Origin of the sequence: Pandoraea horticolens (assembly GCF_902459555.1) — a bacterium.
Lineage (GTDB): Bacteria > Pseudomonadota > Gammaproteobacteria > Burkholderiales > Burkholderiaceae > Pandoraea > Pandoraea horticolens.
This window is the reverse complement of sequence record NZ_CABPSM010000026.1, coordinates 14,478-34,288: the sequence shown is the minus strand read 5'-3', so window position 1 is coordinate 34,288 and position 19,811 is coordinate 14,478. Positions and strand designations below refer to the sequence as shown.

Below are 19,811 nucleotides of genomic sequence, written 5' to 3'. Positions count from 1 at the left end.
ACGGCGACCGGCAGGGTCAGGGCCATGCCCCAGCCCTGCCGGCACGCCCTAACGCGAAAACTGATGGGCGACGAATACCACCGCCGGCCCCATGAGCGGCAACAGCACGTTCGACAGGGCGTACGTCACCGTGTACCCCACGACCGGCAACGCGCTGTCTGCCGTTTGCACCACAGCGCTGATCGCAGGCGTGCTCGCCTGCTGACCGGCGATGGCGCCGATGAGAATGGGGCCGTCGATACGCAGCAACTTGTGGCCGACCCACAGCGACACCAGGGCCGGGATGAGAGACACGCAGATGCCTACCACCGGCAGCGCCAGACCGTGCTCTCGCAGCAGCACGGCAGCTTGCGGCCCGGCCGACAGACCAACGCACACCACGAACGCCGCCAGCCCCAGATCCTTGAGCAACTCATAGGCTGCAGGCGGGAACGCGCCCCAGGTGGGACGCCGCGAGAGCAGCCAGCCGCTCGCCAGACCGGAGAGCAGCGCGCCGCCGCCCGAGCCCAGCGTCATCGGCACACCGCCAATACGCACCGACAGATGTCCGATGCAAAGCCCCACGATCAGCGCAAGGCCGACAAACACGAGACTGGTCTTGTTGCCATATGGCACGGGTTTGCCGAGCACGTCGCCCGCACGGTCCACATCGCTTTGCAAGCCATGCAGCGTGACCACGTCGCCGCGTTGCAGCACGATCTTGCCCAGCGACGGCAACTGCATGCCCATGCGCCTGACCGACTTGACGAACACGCCGTGGCGCACATCGACTGGCGCTTCGCGGCGCAGGTCGGTCACGGTGCGGCCTTCGGCTTCCTTATTGGTCATGACGAAGTCGCGCTCCACCAGCACGATCTCGTTCGTTTCGGTGCCCGCGACCTCGGGGCCGACAAGCGCATTCGCGTCGAGCATGGCGTCGCGCCGGCCGACGAGCAGGAGTTCGTCGCCCGGCTGGAGCGCGAGGCTCTGCGCGACAGGCACCGACGCCGACGCACGACGCACCCGCTCAACGGCCACACTTCCCTCGAGCGCCGCCTCCAGCGCGGCGACGCTCAGCCCCGGATGCGCCACACGATAGCTGCGTCCGACCAGATCGGGCGCCGCGGGTACGCCGGCTTCGCCGCCGTTCTCGTCTTCCATTTCCCGGGCGAGGCGCGCGCTGTCCTGCTTGAGATCGATGCCCAGCAGACGCGGCGCCAGCAGATTGGTGAACAGCACGATGGTGATGAGGCCGAACGCATACGTCAGCGTATAGGCGGTCACGACGTTGGCCTGCAATGCCTTGAATGCGTCAGGCGCAAGACCGAGCCGATTGAGGGCTTCGATGGCGGTGCCGACCATCGCGGATTCCGTTGCAGCACCCGCCGCCAACCCGCCCGCCGTGCCGGGGTCCAGACCGAGCAACTTCACGGCGATCATCACGATGCCGAACACGAAGACCACTTCGATAATGGAAAGCACGCCAAAGCGCAGGCCGCGCAAGTTCAGGTTCTCTACGAACTGCGGTCCGGCGGAAAAGCCCATGGCGAAGATGAAGAGCGCGAATGCGAAGTCCTTGAGCGAGCCTTCCACCATGCAGCCGGTCTGGCCGACGAGCAATGCGACGAGCAGCGCACCGCACACGCCGCCGAGTTGTATCGGCCCGAGCTTGACGCGCCCGAGCAATTGGCCCAGCACGACGCAGACAAACACGGTGATCAACGGTACGGCATCGAACAACGGTACTGAACACTGCATACACGCTCCTGCCATATGTCACACAACGGTGACGAGCTGTGCCACACGTCGCGGCGCTTGTCCGGCATATGAATTCGGGAAACGACAGAGCTTCGTGGCGATTGCCCGCAGATCGAAGAGACCGCAGACCGTGTATGCGGTCTTACGTTAAGCACCTGCGCGTGAGTCTGCCAGGCGTTTGAGTGGGTACGGAAGAATACCGAGCCAAATAACGAGTGAAGCGCGCGGCCCTCGGGGAGGCGCTCGAGACAATGCGTACGGTGCACATAACGGATCCCAAAACGTTGAGACAACCCGATAATCGATGACGCCCGCCTCCTCCCCGGAAGTCCTTGGACGTTACACCTTCAGCCGCTGGCGACGCATTCGAAATGCGTATCCGATACGCGCGACACGCGCGAATCTCGTGCAATTTCTTCGCACAAATAATTTAAATTACGCCTACTGCGACTGTTCCGCGTTTCGTGGTGACGCGATGTCGGCATAGTGTTGTTCAACGTTCTGGACGTGTCAATATTTTTCGCTTAACGGCATCGCCTTGTGCCCGTCAAGTCGGTAATTAATCGAATACCTCGGATTGCTGACTAAAACGCCAAGTGGATTCTCGGCGCGTGCACCGGTGACGCACCGTGGCGCAGGACAAGTATCTGCACGTCACGCCGCCGTCGCAATTCCTCGACAGCATTGGTGAAAGACCTTTCAAGCCCTGCGACCCGATGCCGCAGGGCGACAACGCAACATCACTGGGGTGCGCGAATCTCGTGAATCGTACCCGGCCCCCAGCCCGACGGCTCCCACGCGCCGTCGCGCAAGGTCCATTCGTGATCGCCCGTCTCCTCCCAGTGCGGCGGGGTGTAGCGCATACCCGGTCGTTTGGGTTCCGTGTGACCGTCGACCCAGTCGTAGCGGCCGTCTTTCCACTGCCAGTAGCCCGGTACCCAGAACTCTCCCTTGGGGGCCGCGTGCGGGTCTTCGAAGCGGGGCGGCGGCGGGCCGCGTTGCAGCGTCACATCGGCGAGCACCGGCAGGCTCGCAAGGCATAAGGCGACGGCAAGCGCGTAACGGCGATAGGGGCGATAGGGGCGGTGGGGGCGGCAGGCCGAACGGGAAGCCGGGAAGTTCGGTGAAGTCATGACGAACGAAACCTGTGAAAACAACGCGGACGGCCTACGCGGCCTTTCCGTGGCGACCGAGAAGTCAGGCATTGTACCGTTCGTGTTTTATGTGTGCCCTCGCCCTATCGAGTCCGGACGTCTGCCCCCGCCTGTCAACCCCACCTGTCAACCCCGTCTGCCAGCCCTTATAATCGGCGCACTCATAACCCACCGCCCTGCGCGGATCGACGGTGCCGCCACGAACGGCTGCCGCACAGCTCACCCATGAACCCTGCCCCTGCGGCCGCCGGTCACCGGCAACTGCTTCGTCTGGCGGTGCCCATCGTGCTCGCCAATCTCACCCAGCCCCTGCTATCGGCCGTCGACACTGCCGTGGCCGGTCACTTGCCGGGACCGGCCTATCTGGGCGGCGTCGCGCTTGGCGGCCTGCTGCTGAACCTGATCTTCTGGGGCTTCTCGTTCCTGCGCATGGGCACCACCGGGCTCGCCGCGCAGGCGTTCGGTGCGAACGATACGGTGCGTCTGCGCGATACGCTTGCGCGCGCGCTGGCGCTGGCGTTTGCCATCGGTGCGGTTCTGCTGGTCTTTCGCCATCCGCTGGTGTCGGTGGGCGTTTCGTGGCTGGGTGGCAGCGAGCAAGTGCAGGCGCTCGGACGCGAATACGCCAGCATCCGCATCATCGCCGCGCCGCTGGCACTGGGCAACTATGTGGTGCTCGGCTACCTGCTGGCGTGTCAACGTGTGCGGCAAGGGCTCGCCGTGCAGGTGTTCATCAACCTCGTGAACATCGTGGCCGTGCTCGTCTTCGTGCGCGGATTCGGGTGGGGCGTGACAGGCATCGCTTCGGCGACCGCACTGGCCGACGTGCTTGGCTTCGTGCTCGGCGCCTGGCTGCTCTGGCTCGCCCGCACGCCCGGCCTGCCACCCCTGCGGCTTGCCACGCTCGTCGAGCGAACCGCCCTGTGGCGCCTGCTGCGGCTCAATCTCGATATCTTTCTGCGCACGCTGTTCCTGCAACTCGCCTTCGCGTGGTTTGCCCGCGTCGGCGCAAGGCTTGGCGATACGACGCTCGCCGCCAACGCCCTGCTGCTGAACTTCCAGACGTTCATGGCGTATGGTCTCGATGGCTTTGCCCACGCCGCCGAAGCGCTGGTAGGCGCCTATGTCGGCGCGCGCCAACGGCAGGCGTTGCTGCATGCGATACGGCTGTCGCTCGGATGGGCACTGGGCTGCGCCGTTGCGTTTGCGCTCGTCTACGCGCTGGCGGGCGGCGCCATCATCGACACGCTGACCGATCAACCGGCGCTGCGTGAGGCCGCGCGCGAATTTCTGCCATGGGCGGTGCTTTCGCCGATTGTCGCGGTGTGGTGTTTCCAGCTCGACGGCGTGTTCATCGGCGCGACGCGCACGCGCGAACTACTCACGTCCTCGCTGATCGGCCTGCTGGTCTTTGGTGCCGTGATGCCGCTCACGCTCGCGGCGTGGGGCAATCACGGCTTGTGGCTTGCGCTGCTGGCGTTTCTCGCCACGCGCGGCATCGTGCTGGGGGTCTTGCTGCCGCGCATCTGGCAAGGCCTTCCGCGTCAGATGGCGTGATCGCCCCCGACGCTCTTGCGGTCTCAGTCTGCGCGAATGCACGCCAGCGCGGCGGCGTGCAGTTCGGCATTCGCAGCCGCCAGCACGCGCCCCTGCGAGGTCAGCGTAAGCGGCTTGCCTTCCCAATCGGTGATGACACCCCCCGCCGCTTCGACGACGGGCGCCACCGCCAGATAGTCGTAGGTCTGCAATCCGGCTTCCATGACGAGTTCGATGTGCCCGCTCGCCAGCAGCCCGTAGGCATAGCAATCGCCGCCGAAACGACGGCGGCTCACGGCCTTCGTCAAACGCTCGAACTGCGCATACTCCGCCGCATCGAAAATGTCGGGCGACGTCGCGTAGACCGTCGCGTCGGCCAGCACAGTGACCGGGCTGGTGCGGCATAGCTCGCCGCCGAAGCGGGCTTCGTGCACACCGCTGGCGGCGTCGTTCACACCGACCCAGCGCTCGCCCGTTGCCGGAATGTCGATCAGGCCGACGATCGGCTGACCGTTTTGCAACAAGGCCAGCAAGGTGCCCCACAGCGGGTGTCCTGTGATAAAGCTGCGCGTGCCGTCGATGGGATCGACCGACCAGACGAATTCCGCATCCACACCGCGCTTGCCGAACTCCTCGCCCCAAATGCCGTGCGACGGATATCGTGCTGCGATCTTCTCGCGCAGCGCGGTCTCGACCTCGCGATCCGCAATCGTGACCGGACTCTCGTCCGCCTTGTCGTCGACGGCCAAACGCCGGCGGAACCAGCCCAGCGACAGCGGCCTGACGGCATCGGCCATCGAAGCTGCGAAAGCCGCGTATTCAGCAACAGCGGGGACGGACGGCATGCACGAATCTCCTGCAAATGTGCCGCGCGCGGCGGCAAGAAATGAAAAACGGCGACGAATGGCGATCATACGCGCTCGCGAGCCTGGCCGGGCCCGGCCAGGCGCAATCCCATGAGAACGCCCCGGTCTGGTGCAAATTTGCTATGCTCGCGGCCTGTACCGGGCGAAGCACCTGCCCTCTCGCTTCATTTCACAGGACACCCATGCTTTCCGGTCGCGGCGTCATGCTCTCTGTCTCGGCGTCGGTCATGTTCGCCGTCATGCCCGCGCTCGTCTCGCAGTTGGCGCCCCTGACCGGCCTGGACGTGTTCGCCTGGCGTATTCTGCTGACGCTGCCCGGCACGCTCGTCATCGTGTCGGTACTGCGGCGCTGGAACATTCTCGGCAGCACGATTTCGCACGTACTTCACCGGCCGGCGCTGTTGGGCGCGGTATTACTCTGCGCGGCGCTGTTGAGCGTTCAGCTCTGGCTGTTCGTGTGGGCTCCGCTGCAACAGCGCCTGCTCGACGTCTCCCTCGGCTACTTCCTGCTGCCGCTCACCATGGTGCTGGCCGGGCGCACGGTGTACAAGGAGCGGCTGAACCGGCTACAGATGGCCGCCATGATCGTGGCCGCATTGGGAGTGGCCCATGAACTCTGGGCGACGCGCGCCCTGTCATGGGTGACAGCGCTCATCATGTTCGGCTATCCGCCCTATTTCGTGCTGCGCCGGCGACTGCGGCTCGACGCACTCAGCGGCTTCACGATGGAAGTGCTGGCAATGACGCCGGTCGCCGCCGTCGTGCTCTGGCAAGCCTGGCCGCAAAACGCCATAGTGCTCGGCGAACCTCGCTACTGGCTCTGGCTGCCCGCGCTTGGCCTGCTCAGTGCCGGCGCACTGGCGAGCACGCTAGGTGCCGCGCGCATGCTGCCTATCGGGCTGTACGGCATTTTCGGATACGTGGAGCCGGTGCTGCTTTTCGTAGTCTCGATCTTCCTGCTCGACGAACCCTTCACGGCTCGCGGTCTATGGACGTACATGCCGATTTGGTTCGGCGTCGTGCTCGTCGTGTTCGACAGCCTGCGCACACTGCACCGCCAACGTCTGGCAAGTGCTGCAGACCGCACCGACGCGGCGAGTCGATAGAGCGGCAGTCAGCGGCGATCAGAGGCCGCTTGAGACGTATCCCAACCTTGGAACCGGGGCACGCTCAGCGCCATGACACCGCGTTATACTCGCGAGAGCTTATAAGACGACCGTTATGAAAAATCTCGCAAAGATCGCCACTCTGCTTTCCTCGGGGCTTCTCACGATCACGCTGTCTGCTTGCGGCTCGTCTGCCCCGCTGTTCACCTCGGACGGACGCCCCACTCAGCAGATCCAGTGCTCGGCCACCAATGCCGGCGACTGCGACCAGCGCGCCCGCACCCAATGCCAGCAAAAGGGCTACGACGTACTCGCACGCGATGTGAGCGGCGGCGTCGCCAATCTCGTGATCGCCTGCCGGCCGAACTGAGGCGGCATGCGTTCCGGCATCTGAAACAGCCCAAACCTCCCGGCGCACGCCCCCCCCCGGCGTGCACGCGCCGGCGGTTGGCATTACGATGCGATATTGCGCATGGTCAACCCGGTGCCGTTGCATGGGATGACTTTCGATACGCCCGGTGCGAAAATCAAAATCATCCCGGCGTATTCATGCCCGCCGTGGCATCACGCAGACTTTCACACGTTTTCAGCCCAAAGAGGACACCATCATGTACGAACGCATTCTGGTCTCGATCGACGGTAGCACCCCCTCGAACCGCGCCATGGACGAAGCCGTCAAGCTCGTGGCCCTGAGCCAGGGCAAGATCCGCCTGGTGTCGGTCGTTCCCTCGCTTGCCAACGCCTACGCTGCGGGCGCCTATAGCGGCTTCGTACCGCTGGAGAGCCAGGAGTCGTTCGAGAAGGAAACGGGCGAGATTCTCGCTAAGGCACAAGCCGAGTTGAAAAAGCGTGGTGTCGAGGCCGAAACGAAGATGATCACCCTCGACGCAGGCACCGATGAAATCGCCGACGCCGTGCTGCGCGAAGCGCAGGAATGGAACGCCGACGTGATCGTGCTCGGCACGCACGGCCGCCGCGGGCTCAATCGCCTGCTGCTCGGCAGCGTCGCCGAAACGCTGCTGCGCATTACCACGCTGCCGGTTCTGCTGGTCAAGGCCGCCGACCAGTAAGCCGGCGACAGCAGGCCGTCTGACCCGATAGGGTCCGGCGCTAAACGAAACGGCACGCCCTGCGGTGTGCCGTTTTGCTTTCTGGCCGATGACTGGCGCCCGCCTGCTCGCCGTTCAGCGGATGCCCGCCCGCATGAACGACTGCACGAACTGACGCTGAAAGAGAAGAAAGGCGATGAACAACGGCGCGGCGGTCATCAACGTGGCGGCCGTAATCATCGACCAGTCGATCCCCTGATCGGTCGACGCGAACACCTGCAACCCCACCGTCAGCGGGCGCGCTTCGACAGAGTTCGTCACGATGAGCGGCCACAGGAAGTTGTTCCAGTGGTGACTGATCGACACCAGCGCATACGCGACATATACCGGACGCGCGAGCGGCACATACACGCGCCAGAGCACTTGCCACGCGTTGGCGCCTTCCACGCGCGCGGCATCGTCCAGTTCGCGCGGCACCGTCTTGAACGCCTGCCGCAACAGGAAAATGCCGAATGCCGACGCGAAGTACGGCAATGCAATGCCCAGGATCGTGTCACGCAGGCCCATCCAGGCGATGGTGCGATAGTTCTCGACGATGAGCACGTCGGGCATGACCATCAATTGCAGCAGCACGATCATGAACGCCACCTCGCTGCCACGAAACGCGAAGCGAGCGAACGCATAGGCCGCAAGCGTTGCGAGCACGAGTTGCGCGGCGAGGATCACCGTCACCAGCGCGAAGGTATTGACGAGATACCGCCCGAACGGCGCCGCTTGCCACGCGTGGACGAAATTCTCGAGCGTGAGCGGCGCGCTCAGCGAGAAGCGCGTGGCATAAGCCGACGGATGAAATGCGCTCCAGAATGCATAGAGCAACGGCAGCAGCCACAGCAGGCCGAGCAGCCATGCACCCGCAGTGTCGATCAGGTTCGCCTGACCGTTCGCGGAAAATGCTGGAAGGACGGCACGTGGCTTCACAGGCGTGAGCGTGGCAGGCGTCGGGCTGGTGGAGTTCGTCATTGGTAGTGCGTGCGTGAGTCGAGCAGACGGAATTTCACAAAGGCGACGATGGCGAGCAGCGTGAGCAAGACCACCGTCAGCGCCGCCGCGTAGGACGTATCCCAAAAGCTGAAGGCCACCTGATAGATGTAGTACAGCAGCAATTGCGTGACGTTGTCGGGCCCGCCGCGCGTCATCACGACAATGTGGTCGACGAGGCGGAACGCGTTGATGAGTGCATTGATCACCACGAACACGGTGGTAGGCATCAGCAGCGGCCACTGCACGCGCAGGAAGAACTGCCAGCGCGACGCGCCTTCGAGCGCAGCCGCCTCGGCAAGCGTCGGCGAAATCTGTTGCAGCGCGGCCAGATAGAAGATCATGAAGAACCCGGCCTCTTTCCAGATCGTCACGATCATCAGCGCGGGCAGCGCCGTGCCGGGCTGACCGAGCCAGTTGTGATCGCCCCATCCGAACGCTTGCGAAATCTGCGCGATCAGGCCGTACTGCGGTGTGTAGAAGAACAGCCAGATGTTGGCCACCGCGATCATCGGCAGAATGGCCGGCGTGAAATACGCCAGACGCAACAGTGCGCGCCCCGGCACCTGACGGTGCACCCACAGCGCCATGGCAATCGAGAGCGCAATCGCCACAGGCACGGTAATCAGCGCGAACAGAAGGTTGTTACGCAGCGCCTGCCAGAAGACGGGGTCTTCGAGCAGAAGCTGATAATTCTCGGCGCCCACGTACACGGACGACGCGCCGGCACGCGCCGTCGAGAAGACGCTGTGCCATAGCGTAGCGACAGCCGGATAGTGGGTGAAAGCAACGAGCAGCACCAGCGCCGGTAACAGCAGCAGCCAGGGCACCCACGAAGCAGAGGAACGATTCATCGACGGTCCATCGATTCAACACTCGGGGCCGGTACACACGGAAGTGTCACCGCGATATGCCGGCCCCGCATTTCAAAGAAACTGACAGCGACGTCCAGCGAGGACGAGATTTCAGCGAGCGTACGCACGCAGGATGCGATCCGCTTCGCGCTGCGCGTCGTCCAGCGCCTGCTTCGGCGACTTGGTGCCGGTGAGCGCGGCTTGCAGCGCATCGTTGAGCGCCTTCGTGACACGCTGATTGTCGTGCGTGGAGAACTCCGCCACGCTCACGCCAAGCTGGTCGCGCGCCACGGCGGCAGCGGGCACCTTCTGCACGTACTGCTTCATCGCCGGAGTCTCCCAGGCGGCCGGCGTCACGGCAACGTAGCCGGTGTCGATGCCGAACTGCGCCGCGCGCTCAGGCGTGGTGGCCCACTTGATGAACGTCATCGCAGCCTGCCTCTCTTCCGGCGTGGTCTTCTTGAACACGTAGAAGTTGCCGCCGCCGGTCGGGCTGCCGCCGCGCACCTTGGCCGGCATCTTGCCAACGCCGAACGGGAACGTGGCATTGGTGCGGATGTTGGTCAGGTTGCCGGTCGTCGTGTAGATGACGGCCGTCTTCTTCTCGAGGAAGTCCTTCGGCGTGGTGCCCCACTCGATCGCGCCCGTCGGCATGACCTTGTATTTCGCCGCGAGATCCACCCAATACTGAAGCGACTCGACCGCCTGCGGCGCGTTGAGGAACGTCTTGGTACCTGCCGGGTTCATCAGTTCGACGCCGGCCGGCGTGGTGAACGCCTGGAACAGCCAGTAGGCGAAGCCCACCGACGGCACCTTGATACCCCACTGCGTCACATTGCCCGACGCGTCGCGCTTGGTGAGCTTCTGGGCATAGCTGGTCAGCTCGGCCCAGTTCGCGGGCGCGCGATCCGGGTCGAGACCGGCCTCGCGGAACATGTCCTTGTTCCAGTACATGACGATGGTCGAGCGCTGGAACGGCACACCCCAGGTGTGACCGTTGATGCGCGAGTTCAGCATCAGCGCCGGGTAGAAGCCGTCGAGCCACTGCTTGTCGGCAGCCGTGCCGGCGATGCTGTCGATGGGCACCACGGCGTCTTCGTCGATCAGCGTGAAGACATCGGCGGCGGCAAGCACAGCCAGTTGCGGCGGCGTGCCGGCCTTCGCGGCGGTCAGCGCCTTGACCACGGAATCCTGGTACGTCCCGGCGTACACCGGCTTGACCTTGATGTTCGGATGATCCTTCTCGAAGTCCGCCACCAGATCGTTGATGATCTTCGTGACCGGGCCGCCAACAGCGACCGGGTAATAGAACGTAAGCTCGACCGGCTTCTGCTGCGCCATGGCCGAGCCCGTCAGGCCGCCCAATGCCAGCGTGGCCAGACTGGCCGCAAACGTTTTCAGAATCGTGCGTCGCATGTCGCTTGGTTCCCCATGTAAGCGTTGTGGTGGTGTGATTGGTGTCCGATGCCGGGCTTCTCGATCGCCGCGCCGGTTCCGCAGCAACGGCGGCGGGCCTATGTCAGACGTGTTGCTCTGGCTTGAGCGACGCGAGCGCTGCCGCCGTCGCGAGTTCGCTCGCCGACACGGCGATAGCGCCGGTGCAGACCGGGTCCGCAGCTTGCACGGTTCGCCAGTTCGCCGTCGCCTCGGCGAGGCGCACGCCGGTGGTCGCGTCGAACAGATGTTGGTGGGCCGCGTCCCATTGCAAACCGATGGCTTCGCCGGGCGCGAACGGCCGATGCCCCGGCACGCGGGTGGCGACTTCGCCCGCCTCGCCCAACGTGCAAGCGACGAGCGTGTCCGCGCCCAGATATTCGACGGCGCTCACCGTGGCCAGCACCGCACCTACCGACGTCGGCGGGACTGCGCGCACATGCTCGGGACGCAACCCAAGCAACGCAGTGTCTCGCGCACCGCCTAGGGCCGAGGCCAGCGCGGGGCCGGTCTGCCCGGCAGGCACCAGCGCATCGCCATGGCGCACGAGGTGCAGCAATTGCATCGGCGGCGTGCCGATGAAGCTCGCCGCAAACCGGGTGGCGGGCGTGGCATAAAGCGTGTGCGGTGCACCGCGTTGCTCGATGCGGCCGTCGCGCAGCAACACGACCTGATCGGCCATGCTCATCGCTTCAGTCTGATCGTGGGTGACATAGACGAGCGTCATGCCAAGCTGCTGTTGCAGCGCGCGGATCTCACGACGCATTTCCTGCCGCAGTTGGGCGTCGAGATTCGAGAGCGGTTCGTCCATCAGACAGACGGACGTCTCGGCGATCACGGCGCGGCCCAGTGCCACGCGCTGTTGCTGCCCCCCCGAGAGCTGCGACGGCTTACGCTCCAGATACGGCTCGAGGCCGAGCAGCGATGCCACGCGCGCCAGACGCTGCGGGTAATCGCGCGCCGGTTCGCCGCGCACGCGCAGACCGAACAGCAGGTTGTCGCGCACCGACAGATGCGGGAACAGCGCGTACGACTGGAATACCATCGAGAGCTTGCGACGTGCGGGGGGCAATGCGGTCACGTCGATGCCGCCCAGCACGATGCGTCCGGTGCTCGGCGTATCGAGGCCGGCGATCATGCGAAGCAGGGTCGACTTGCCACAGCCCGACGGGCCGAGAAGCACCACCAGCGAACCAGCATCCGCGGCGAAACTCACATCGTGAAGCGCGTGTGTATTGCCCCACTGCTTACTGACGGATTCGATGAGGAGCGATGACATGGCCTGGGGTATGCAGCGCCGCCAGCAAATCATGCCAGCGGCTGGATCGGAAAACCCAGACCATAACCGGCCATCGATGGCAGTTTGATGACACTACCCCCTTCGCACTGGCGCGTGAGCGCGGCACGGCAGTATCAGGCAGCCGCCCGACGGCGTTTGGCGCGCAGCAGCGCCTTGGAGATGATGCGCGTCTCGGACGTGGCGCTACCGGTACTACGCGCGACGGCATCGCGGAAAAAGCGGCGTGTCTCGTCGGCGACGGTCTCGCGCTCGTTGTCCATCGTCAAAATGTGATAGCTCTCGCCAAGCAGGCACTTCTGCTTCACCTCGGACGACACACCGTCGTAGACGATACGTGCATTGTGCGGGCTCGACGTATCGTCGTCCACGGCGTGAATGATGAGGCAATCGGCCGTCACGCGGTTCAGCCGTTCGCGCACATACGCCGCCAACCGGCGCGCGTTGTAGAGGTGCGCCAACGGCAACGAGGCCGAGCCGATTTCCGAGGCGTCGTGCAGCGACATCGACTTCGCCACGCGCGCGCGCAGCGCTTCGTTTTTCAGACCGAACGGCGCCTTTTCCTGATAGCGATAGCGATGACGGAATGGCGTGTGGTAGAGCAGATCGACGAGCGGGTAATACCAGGGAATGGTCCAGCCGTCGTAGACGAGCGTGACAGCGAGCAGCGAGAGCGCCGTGATATCCGGCTCTTCCTCCGCGACGGCCAGACTCAGCGTCGCGCCCATGCTCAGGCCGCATACCGACACGGTTTCGTACGTATCGCGCAATTCGCGATACTTCGCCCGTGCCGCAGCGATCCACGAGCGCCAATCGGTGCACGGCGTGCCGAGTCCGTAGCCCTCGATATGCGGCACCGAAACGGTATAACCGTCGAGATGCAACGCCTTCGCCACCGGACGCATCTCAAGCGGTGTGCTCGACAGCCCCGGCAACAGCAGCACCGCGTGCTGGCCACCCTTGTAGAAAACATCGTCCTGAAACATCGTCAACCCCCGCCTGAGACGACCCGCGTCTCGACAACATCTCGCGCATTGGCTGCCGGCGCAAGCGTGTGTAACGGCGAGACCGGGCACACTGCCGGCCCCGCATGCAAACGCAGAATCACGTAGGTGCCGACATGAGCCCGGAAATACTGTAATTCGCAGTGGAACATCTCATAGCCGCCTTCGCGAGTGCGCATGCGCAGATTGTGCACGCCGTGCTGCGGACGCTCGCCATCGGCAGAGAATAGTCCCGCGACACGCGCAGCGTCCTCGGGATGCAGCAACGCACGCAGCCCCTCGCGCTTGACGACTTCGGGCGCAACGCCCGTCGCCCGGCGGAAATGCTCGTCGACGAATTCGTAATGCGTCGCGAGATTGGCCAGATAGAAAATCGTATCGAGGTGATTCGTGAGATACGTCATCAAGGCGTTGCCCAACTGCACCGAGTCGGACAGCAACATGCGCTCGTTCTCGGCGCGCAGCAACATCTCGTAGCGCGTCTGCGCGACCTCCGCGATCAACTCTGCGCGGTACTGGGCACGGCGCAGGCGTTCGATCAGCACGACGGCAAGCGGTGCAATCAGCAGAAAGCCCGTGATGATCAACACGTCGCGCCGGTCAAGCTCACCGATGTCGCGAAATGGCGGAACGAAGAAGAAATCGAAAATCGGGATGCTGATGACCATGGCCATGATCGCCGGTCCCAGGCCCCAGAAGAATTCGACAATGATGACAGCGCAGACGAAGAAGATGCCCGGCATCGAGTGATCGAGCACCGGATGCAGCAGGCTGCGAACAAGAAACGCAGCAAGTACCACCATTGACGCACCGACGTAACGCTTGGCGCCGGGCTCCGCCCAACGTCGGGCGTTTCTGATATCCATGATTTACCGCCGGGACTGACCGGCGTCCAATAATCCGAAGCCGCACCTCGTAGGGCAACGCGCCTGTTACAAAATATTACGAATTATCGCATGCCGACCCGACAGCCATCGATAGGCGGCCGCCCACTCAGTCCCATTTCAGCAACACGAAATACGCACGCCTGCCAGACTCAAGCGCTGGCGCGGTTTCACACGCAATGCCAGCCTGTTTGTCCGACAGGGAATACCCTAGCGATTAAGTGGGTATTCGATCACAAACCATCGACGCTCGAGCGAGCGCAATGTTTCCGGCAAAACAATGGCGCATTGCCGGCCACCGTGGGCACTGTAGCACTCAAAACCCTCCGGACCAGCCGCCAGCAACTACCTCAGCATGAACGACATGGCCGACAGGCAGTTCAACACCCGCACTGCCGCTTCGACGCTCGGCGCCACATACTGAAGCGTGACGCCATCGACACGTTCGAGCGTGGGCCACTGGCAGAAGAGATCGGCCAGCGCCGTTGTCTGCGCCTGAAGACGCACTTCGACGGGCGTTTCCACCGGGTACGTGTGCCACTTGCGCGGCTGCACAAGCGACGCCTTCGCGGCGTCGCGAATCAGGTCGCATGACTGGCTCGGGCTGAGCGTCATGCCGCTACCCTGCCCCCACGCCGCCTTCGTTTGCACGAAGCGCGCGTGCGGGAAGATCAATCGTGTTTCCTCGCAGAAAACGTCGTCGCCGCTCGCCATGACCATCGGCACGCCGCGTTCGCTCGCGAGCGCGCCGTAGAGCATGGCCTCGCTCGCTTCCACGCCCCCCAGCCATACGCGCGCGAAGGCGAAGCTGTTGATCGTGTGCGCCAGAATGCCTGCGCTTTGCGCCTTGCCGTGATAGCCGATCATGAACAGCGCGTCGCAGCCTGCTTCCACCCCGGCCACCATGCCGAGATAGCGCGGCTTGCCCAACACGAGGCGGGCGCGGGGATCGAGGTCGTCAGGCAGCAGGTTGCGAAATCCGCCGTGCGAGTCGTTGACCATGACTTCGGTCGCCCCGCCCGCGAACGCCCCTTCGACGGCCGCATTGGCTTCGCGCGTCATCCAGCGGCGCGCGCGTTCGTACTCGCCGTTGCCCGGCCGGGTCTGTTCTGCGTGAAAGACGCCCGCGACGCCTTCGATGTCGGTGGAGATCAGAATACGCATGATGTCAGCAATGGAGAAAGAGGCTCAAAGCGTCGCCCAGTCGGGCAGCACGTCGGCAAGCGCGCGCCGCACATGGCCGTCGCGCCCGAGTACGGACTCGGCCGCAAAGAGCGCGTGCAGGATCGCCTGCTCGGTGGCGTCGGCCGTAGCCTGAAAAATCGGATCGAGTTGCGTGTCCGGCACGAGCGCCGCGGGGGCGACGCGCCCCATGGCGTCATACGGCACCGTGTAGCCCGTTGTGAGGGCAAGCGCGACATCGCCACTACCATGACCGTACACCGAGCCGGTACGCGCCAGTCCGGCACTGGTGCGCGTGGCGACGCGACGCAACTGCCGCGCATCGAGCGGCGCGTCGGTGGCGACCAGCATGATGATGGAGCCGCGCTCGGGTTCTGTACTTTGCTCGGGCTGCGCGAGACGCTCGTCGAGCACCGGCCCGACGTGACGCCCCGCGATAGTCAGTTGCGAGGCACGGCCGAAGTTCGACAACACGAGAACACCGACGGTAAACGTCTGCCCCGCCGTTTCCACCACGCGCGACGCGGAGCCGATACCGCCCTTGAGACCGAAGCTCGACATGCCGCGCCCGGCGCCGACGGCCCCCTGCTCGACCTCGGACGACGCATTCGCCAGTGCCTGCGCATAGTGCGCCTCGGTCACGGCGAACGCCTGCATGTCGTTCAGATAACCGTCGTTACATTCGAGAACGGTCGGATTGAGCGATGGGCTGCCACGCCCGATATCGGGGTTCGCCGCGAGTGCCGCGCGCAACTGGCCAAGCACCACATGGCTCACGGAAAACGTGTTGGTCAGCGCCACCGGCGCTTCGATGACACCGAGTTCGTCGATCTGCATGAGACCGACGCTCTTGCCAAAACCATTGATGACGGCCGCCGCCGCCGGGATCTTGGTGCGGAACGGGTCCCAGCGGGCGTCAGGAGAGGTCGCCGCCAGGTCGGCCGGCGTCGGACACACCACCGTCACCCCCGTCTGCAACGGCCCGTCTGCGAGCGTGACATGACCAACGAAAACGCCCGGCACGTCGGTGATCGCGTGGCGCGCTCCGGCGGGCAAATGCCCGACGTATGGCGCACCGAACAAGGCTTCGCGAAGATCTGACGATGGTGTCATGTCGCGCTCCCGCGTTGAAATCAATGGCGATCGAGCTTGGGATCGAGCGCGTCGCGCAGGCCGTCGCCCAACAGATTGAATGCGAGCACGGTCAGGAAAATGGCCACGCTCGGAAAGATGGCGATATGCGGCGCGTTGACCATGTCCGCACGCGCCTCGTTGAGCATCGCGCCCCACTCGGGCGTGGGCGGTTGCGCCCCCAGACCGAGGAACGACAGGCTCGCAGCGGTGATGATCGACGTGCCGATACGCATTGAAAAATACACCACAATGGACGACACCGTACCCGGCAGAATGTGCCGCATGATGATCGTCCAGTCCGACGCCCCGATGGAGCGCGCCGCTTCGATGTACGTGAGGTGCTTGAGCACGAGCGTGTTGCCGCGCACGAGCCGCGCAAACGCCGGAATCGAGAAAATGGCAACGGCGACGATCACGTTGATCATGCCGTTCCCGAGCACGGCCACTACACCGATGGCGAGCAGAATGCCCGGGAAAGCGAACAGCACGTCGGAAATGCGCATGACGATGCGATCCCACCAGCCCTCGTAATAGCCGGCGAGTAGCCCGAGCACCGTGCCGATCACCGCGCCAAGCGCGACCGAGCCGAACCCAGCGGCCAGCGAAATTCGCGTGCCGGCGAGCACGCGGCTGAAGATGTCACGCCCCAGCGAATCGACGCCGAACCAGTGATTCGCCGAGGGTCCGGCGTTCAGCGCGTCGTAGTCGAAGAAGTTCTCCGGGTCGAACGGCACGAGGTGCGGTGCCAAAATCGCGACGATGACCAGTACCAGCACGAACGCTCCGGCGACCAGGGCGATGTGCTGCTTCTTGAATTTTCGCCAGAATTCGCGCCACGGCGTGCGTACGCGATTGCTGCCGGCAGCGGCTGCGGTGTTGGTGGCAGTAGTCGGTTGACCCGCGTTCATGATGCGTGCCTCACTTGTAGCGAATGGTCGGGTTGATGACGGCGTAAAGCACGTCGACCACGAGGTTGATCAAAATGAACTCCAGCGAGAACAACAGTACCAGCGCCTGAATCACCGGATAGTCGCGCATCTCGACCGAATCGATCAGCAGACGTCCGAGCCCCGGCCAGTTGAACACCACCTCGACGACAATCGAGCCGCCGAGCAGGAAGCCAAACTGCAAACCCATCATGGTGACGACGGGAATCATGGCGTTACGCAGCGCGTGCTTGAACACCACGTGCATTTCGTTGAGCCCCTTCGCGCGCGCCGTGCGCACGAAGTCTTCGTGAAGCACTTCGACGAACGCCGAGCGGGTGAAGCGCGCCATCACGGCCGCCACCGCCGCCCCGAGCGTGATCGAAGGCAGGAGGTAGCTCCGCCAGGAGTCGGCGCCCATCGTGGGCAGCCATCCGAGCTGCACCGAGAAAACCTGCATCAGCAGCATCCCCAGCGCGAATGCCGGGAACGAGATGCCTGAGACCGCGAACGTCATGCCCAGCCGGTCGGGCCAGCGATTGCGCCAGACGGCGGACGCCACCCCCAGCCCCATGCCGATGACCACCGACCAGATCATGCTCACCAGCGTGAGCCACAGCGTCGGCAGGAAGCGGGTGCCGATCTCCTCAGAGACGGGCTGCTTGCTGCGCATCGACAAACCGAAGTCGCCCCGCAGGGCGTGCGTGATGAAGTGTGTGAATTGCGTGAGCAGCGGCTTATCGAGGCCGAGATCCTGACGCACCAGCGTCACAGTCGCCTCGTCCGCCTGCGGGCCGGCAGCCAGACGCGCCGGATCGCCCGGCAACATGTGCACAAAGCCGAACACCAGCACTGCCACGATCAGCAGCGTGGGGATCAGGCCGAGCAGGCGTTTGAGAAAGTAATTGAGCATCGCAGTCTTGCCGAACGTCTTGCCAAACCATGTCTTGCGGTAAACCGCGCCGCCAGCCGGAGCGGCGGCGCGGGCACTTCACACTTGCGCGTGATGCTTACTTCATCGAAATGTCGGTGAAGTTGAACGAGCCGTCAGGCATCGTGTACACGCCCGACAGGTTCTTGTTGCGTGCATACAGCAGCTTTTCCGTCACGAGGAACGCCCACGGCGCGTCGTTCCAGATCTTCTGCTGCGCGTCCGTATAGAGCTTAGTCTTCTCGGCACGGTCGGTCGTGAGCAGTGCCTTCTTGAAGTCGGCATCCACCGCGTCGTTCTTGTAGTACGCCGTGTTGAACAGCTTCGGCGGGAACGATTCGGAGGCCAGCAGCGGACGCAGCGCCCAGTCGGCTTCGCCCGTCGACGACGACCAGCCCACGTAGTACATACGAACCGGGGCCTTGTCGGGGTCCGGTGCCGACTCGACCAGTTCGACACGTTGACCGGCTTCGAGCGCGCGCACCTGCGCCTTGATACCTACTTGCGCCAGTTGCTGCTGCACGAACTGGATCACCTTTTGCGCGGTCGTGAACGTGTAGGCCGACCACAGCGTGGTCTCGAAACCGTTCGGGTAGCCGGCTTCCTTGAGCAGTTCCTTCGCCTTGGCCGGGTTGTACGGCCACGGGCCAGTCTTGGTCGCGAAGTCGACACCCTTCGGCACTACGCCTTCGGCCGGCGTGGCGTAGCCCGAGAAGGCCACCTTCACCAGCGCTTCCTTGTTGATCGCGTAGTTGATGGCCTGACGCACGCGCACGTCGTCGAACGGCTTCTGCTTCGTGTTGAAGCTCACGTAGCGCTGGATGATCGACGGGCCGGCGATCACATCGACCTTGCCACTCGCCTTCAGGCCGTCGGCCTGCTCATACGGCACCGGGAAAGCGAAACCCGCTTCGCCCGTCTGCATGACGGCCGCGCGCGTGTTGTTGTCGACCACCGGCTTGAAGGTGATCGTGTCGACCTTCGGATAGCCCTTCTTCCAGTAGCCGTCGAACTTCTTCACCTTCACGTAATCGGTGCGGTTCCATTCGACGAACTCGAACGGGCCGGTGCCGACCGGGTGCGACGCGATGTCCTTGCCGTACTTCTTGAGGGCTTCCGGTGAAATGATGACGGCCGACGGGTGAGCCAGCGTATTGATGAACGGCGAGAACGGCTCTTTGAGCGTGAACTTCACCGTATGGGCATCGACCGCTTCCGTCTTGGCGATTTCCTTATACAGGTTGTAGCGCTTGAGCTTGTTGTCCGGATTCGTCACGCGGTCGAAGTTCGCCTTGACGGCTGCGGCATCGAGAGTCGTGCCGTCCTGGAACTTCACGCCCGACTTGAGCTTGATCGTGTAGACGAGACCGTCCGGCGAGACCGTATAGCTATCGGCCAGCACGTTGATGAGTTTCATGTCCTTGTCAAAACCGAACATGCCCTCGTAGAACGACTTGGCGACCGCCTGCGACAGCGTGTCGTTGGCATCGTACGGGTCCATCGTCGTGAACGTCGACTGCACTGCCATCACGACATCCTTGGCGGCGAACGCCGGCGCTGCACTGAGCACGGCGGAGGCCACGGCGACGGACGCGAACGCGGTTTTCCAGCGAGCGCCCAACAAAGCGTTTTTCGACATCTGTCTTTCTCCTTCTGGTCTGACGGGGTCGCCGTGAGCG

The 19,811-nt window shown here is 64.0% G+C and carries 18 protein-coding genes; 4 read left to right on the top strand and 14 right to left on the bottom strand.

Annotated elements, in window-relative coordinates; genetic code table 11:
- Positions 1-48 precede the first annotated feature (48 nt).
- Together aspT and PHO31112_RS25430 are read right to left on the bottom strand one after the other, a co-directional pair.
- Complete coding sequence (aspT, locus tag PHO31112_RS25435) at positions 49-1,737, bottom strand: aspartate-alanine antiporter (protein WP_150624296.1); 1,689 nt, start codon at positions 1,735-1,737, stop codon at positions 49-51.
- Between the two features lie 740 nt (positions 1,738-2,477).
- Positions 2,478-2,870, bottom strand: a complete 393-nt coding sequence (locus tag PHO31112_RS25430; protein ID WP_174995885.1) for a YXWGXW repeat-containing protein — start codon at positions 2,868-2,870, stop codon at positions 2,478-2,480.
- A gap of 246 nt (positions 2,871-3,116) precedes the next feature.
- Here PHO31112_RS25430 and PHO31112_RS25425 point away from each other — a divergent pair, with 246 nt between their 5' ends.
- A complete protein-coding gene (locus PHO31112_RS25425) occupies positions 3,117-4,448 on the top strand; it encodes an MATE family efflux transporter (RefSeq protein ID WP_150624292.1) in 1,332 nt (443 codons plus the stop codon).
- A gap of 23 nt (positions 4,449-4,471) precedes the next feature.
- On the opposite strand, the gene hisN is transcribed toward PHO31112_RS25425, so the two are convergent.
- Positions 4,472-5,272 (bottom strand): histidinol-phosphatase, encoded by an 801-nt coding sequence (gene hisN / locus PHO31112_RS25420; protein ID WP_150624291.1) that lies wholly within the window; start codon positions 5,270-5,272, stop codon positions 4,472-4,474.
- A 203-nt stretch (positions 5,273-5,475) separates the two neighbouring features.
- Between hisN and rarD the strand changes: the two genes are divergently transcribed.
- The 3 genes from rarD to PHO31112_RS25405 all read left to right on the top strand — a co-directional run bounded on the left by rarD (position 5,476) and on the right by PHO31112_RS25405 (position 7,469).
- The gene (rarD, locus tag PHO31112_RS25415) at positions 5,476-6,399 is read left to right on the top strand and encodes an EamA family transporter RarD (RefSeq protein ID WP_150624290.1); all 924 of its coding nucleotides are present in this window, start codon (positions 5,476-5,478) and stop codon (positions 6,397-6,399) included.
- Between the two features lie 115 nt (positions 6,400-6,514).
- Complete coding sequence (locus tag PHO31112_RS25410) at positions 6,515-6,769, top strand: hypothetical protein (protein ID WP_150624288.1); 255 nt, start codon at positions 6,515-6,517, stop codon at positions 6,767-6,769.
- Positions 6,770-7,007: 238 nt separating this feature from the next.
- Positions 7,008-7,469, top strand: coding sequence for a universal stress protein (locus PHO31112_RS25405; RefSeq protein WP_150586990.1), 462 nt, complete (start codon positions 7,008-7,010; stop codon positions 7,467-7,469).
- Positions 7,470-7,583: 114 nt separating this feature from the next.
- Here PHO31112_RS25405 and PHO31112_RS25400 read toward each other — a convergent pair whose 3' ends face one another.
- The 11 genes from PHO31112_RS25400 to gsiB form a co-directional block, all read right to left on the bottom strand.
- Positions 7,584-8,468, bottom strand: a complete 885-nt coding sequence (locus PHO31112_RS25400) for a carbohydrate ABC transporter permease (RefSeq protein ID WP_246178561.1) — start codon at positions 8,466-8,468, stop codon at positions 7,584-7,586.
- Complete coding sequence (locus PHO31112_RS25395) at positions 8,465-9,340, bottom strand: carbohydrate ABC transporter permease (protein WP_150624286.1); 876 nt, start codon at positions 9,338-9,340, stop codon at positions 8,465-8,467. Before PHO31112_RS25395 ends, PHO31112_RS25400 begins: the two co-directional genes overlap by 4 nt.
- 111 nt (positions 9,341-9,451) lie before the next feature.
- A complete protein-coding gene (locus PHO31112_RS25390; RefSeq protein WP_150624284.1) occupies positions 9,452-10,756 on the bottom strand; it encodes an ABC transporter substrate-binding protein in 1,305 nt (434 codons plus the stop codon).
- A 103-nt stretch (positions 10,757-10,859) separates the two neighbouring features.
- On the bottom strand, positions 10,860-12,053 hold the full coding sequence (locus PHO31112_RS25385) for an ABC transporter ATP-binding protein (RefSeq protein WP_150624281.1): 1,194 nt from the start codon (positions 12,051-12,053) through the stop codon (positions 10,860-10,862).
- Between the two features lie 134 nt (positions 12,054-12,187).
- On the bottom strand, positions 12,188-13,057 hold the full coding sequence (locus PHO31112_RS25380) for an alpha/beta hydrolase (RefSeq protein WP_150624279.1): 870 nt from the start codon (positions 13,055-13,057) through the stop codon (positions 12,188-12,190).
- A gap of 2 nt (positions 13,058-13,059) precedes the next feature.
- On the bottom strand, positions 13,060-13,941 hold the full coding sequence (locus tag PHO31112_RS25375) for a DUF4118 domain-containing protein (RefSeq protein ID WP_150624277.1): 882 nt from the start codon (positions 13,939-13,941) through the stop codon (positions 13,060-13,062).
- A 363-nt stretch (positions 13,942-14,304) separates the two neighbouring features.
- Positions 14,305-15,123: a M55 family metallopeptidase gene (locus PHO31112_RS25370; protein WP_150624275.1), complete on the bottom strand. Its 819-nt coding sequence runs from the start codon at positions 15,121-15,123 to the stop codon at positions 14,305-14,307.
- Positions 15,124-15,147: 24 nt separating this feature from the next.
- Positions 15,148-16,254 carry a DmpA family aminopeptidase gene (locus PHO31112_RS25365; protein WP_246178560.1) on the bottom strand — a complete coding sequence of 369 codons (1,107 nt, stop codon included), beginning with the start codon at positions 16,252-16,254 and terminating at the stop codon, positions 15,148-15,150.
- Positions 16,255-16,274: 20 nt separating this feature from the next.
- Entirely contained in the window at positions 16,275-17,183 is a 909-nt protein-coding gene (gsiD, locus tag PHO31112_RS25360) for a glutathione ABC transporter permease GsiD (RefSeq protein ID WP_150624273.1), read from the bottom strand.
- 10 nt (positions 17,184-17,193) lie between these two features.
- Complete coding sequence (gsiC, locus tag PHO31112_RS25355; protein ID WP_150624271.1) at positions 17,194-18,114, bottom strand: glutathione ABC transporter permease GsiC; 921 nt, start codon at positions 18,112-18,114, stop codon at positions 17,194-17,196.
- 97 nt (positions 18,115-18,211) lie between these two features.
- Complete coding sequence (gene gsiB, locus PHO31112_RS25350) at positions 18,212-19,771, bottom strand: glutathione ABC transporter substrate-binding protein GsiB (RefSeq protein ID WP_150624269.1); 1,560 nt, start codon at positions 19,769-19,771, stop codon at positions 18,212-18,214.
- Positions 19,772-19,811 lie beyond the last annotated feature (40 nt).

What these genes read in the sequence shown, in the direction of transcription:
- gsiC (WP_150624271.1), bottom strand. Translation starts at nt 18,114, where the DNA reads ATGCTCAATTACTTTCTCAAACGCCTGCTCGGCCTGATCCCCACGCTG.
- PHO31112_RS25425 (WP_150624292.1), top strand. Translation starts at nt 3,117, where the DNA reads ATGAACCCTGCCCCTGCGGCCGCCGGTCACCGGCAACTGCTTCGTCTG.
- PHO31112_RS25385 (WP_150624281.1), bottom strand. Translation starts at nt 12,053, where the DNA reads ATGTCATCGCTCCTCATCGAATCCGTCAGTAAGCAGTGGGGCAATACA.
- PHO31112_RS25380 (WP_150624279.1), bottom strand. Translation starts at nt 13,057, where the DNA reads ATGTTTCAGGACGATGTTTTCTACAAGGGTGGCCAGCACGCGGTGCTG.
- PHO31112_RS25370 (WP_150624275.1), bottom strand. Translation starts at nt 15,123, where the DNA reads ATGCGTATTCTGATCTCCACCGACATCGAAGGCGTCGCGGGCGTCTTT.
- PHO31112_RS25430 (WP_174995885.1), bottom strand. Translation starts at nt 2,870, where the DNA reads ATGACTTCACCGAACTTCCCGGCTTCCCGTTCGGCCTGCCGCCCCCAC.
- aspT (WP_150624296.1), bottom strand. Translation starts at nt 1,737, where the DNA reads ATGCAGTGTTCAGTACCGTTGTTCGATGCCGTACCGTTGATCACCGTG.
- hisN (WP_150624291.1), bottom strand. Translation starts at nt 5,272, where the DNA reads ATGCCGTCCGTCCCCGCTGTTGCTGAATACGCGGCTTTCGCAGCTTCG.
- PHO31112_RS25405 (WP_150586990.1), top strand. Translation starts at nt 7,008, where the DNA reads ATGTACGAACGCATTCTGGTCTCGATCGACGGTAGCACCCCCTCGAAC.
- PHO31112_RS25365 (WP_246178560.1), bottom strand. Translation starts at nt 16,254, where the DNA reads ATGACACCATCGTCAGATCTTCGCGAAGCCTTGTTCGGTGCGCCATAC.
- PHO31112_RS25395 (WP_150624286.1), bottom strand. Translation starts at nt 9,340, where the DNA reads ATGAATCGTTCCTCTGCTTCGTGGGTGCCCTGGCTGCTGCTGTTACCG.
- gsiB (WP_150624269.1), bottom strand. Translation starts at nt 19,771, where the DNA reads ATGTCGAAAAACGCTTTGTTGGGCGCTCGCTGGAAAACCGCGTTCGCG.
- PHO31112_RS25390 (WP_150624284.1), bottom strand. Translation starts at nt 10,756, where the DNA reads ATGCGACGCACGATTCTGAAAACGTTTGCGGCCAGTCTGGCCACGCTG.
- rarD (WP_150624290.1), top strand. Translation starts at nt 5,476, where the DNA reads ATGCTTTCCGGTCGCGGCGTCATGCTCTCTGTCTCGGCGTCGGTCATG.
- PHO31112_RS25410 (WP_150624288.1), top strand. Translation starts at nt 6,515, where the DNA reads ATGAAAAATCTCGCAAAGATCGCCACTCTGCTTTCCTCGGGGCTTCTC.
- gsiD (WP_150624273.1), bottom strand. Translation starts at nt 17,183, where the DNA reads ATGAACGCGGGTCAACCGACTACTGCCACCAACACCGCAGCCGCTGCC.
- PHO31112_RS25400 (WP_246178561.1), bottom strand. Translation starts at nt 8,468, where the DNA reads ATGACGAACTCCACCAGCCCGACGCCTGCCACGCTCACGCCTGTGAAG.
- PHO31112_RS25375 (WP_150624277.1), bottom strand. Translation starts at nt 13,941, where the DNA reads ATGGATATCAGAAACGCCCGACGTTGGGCGGAGCCCGGCGCCAAGCGT.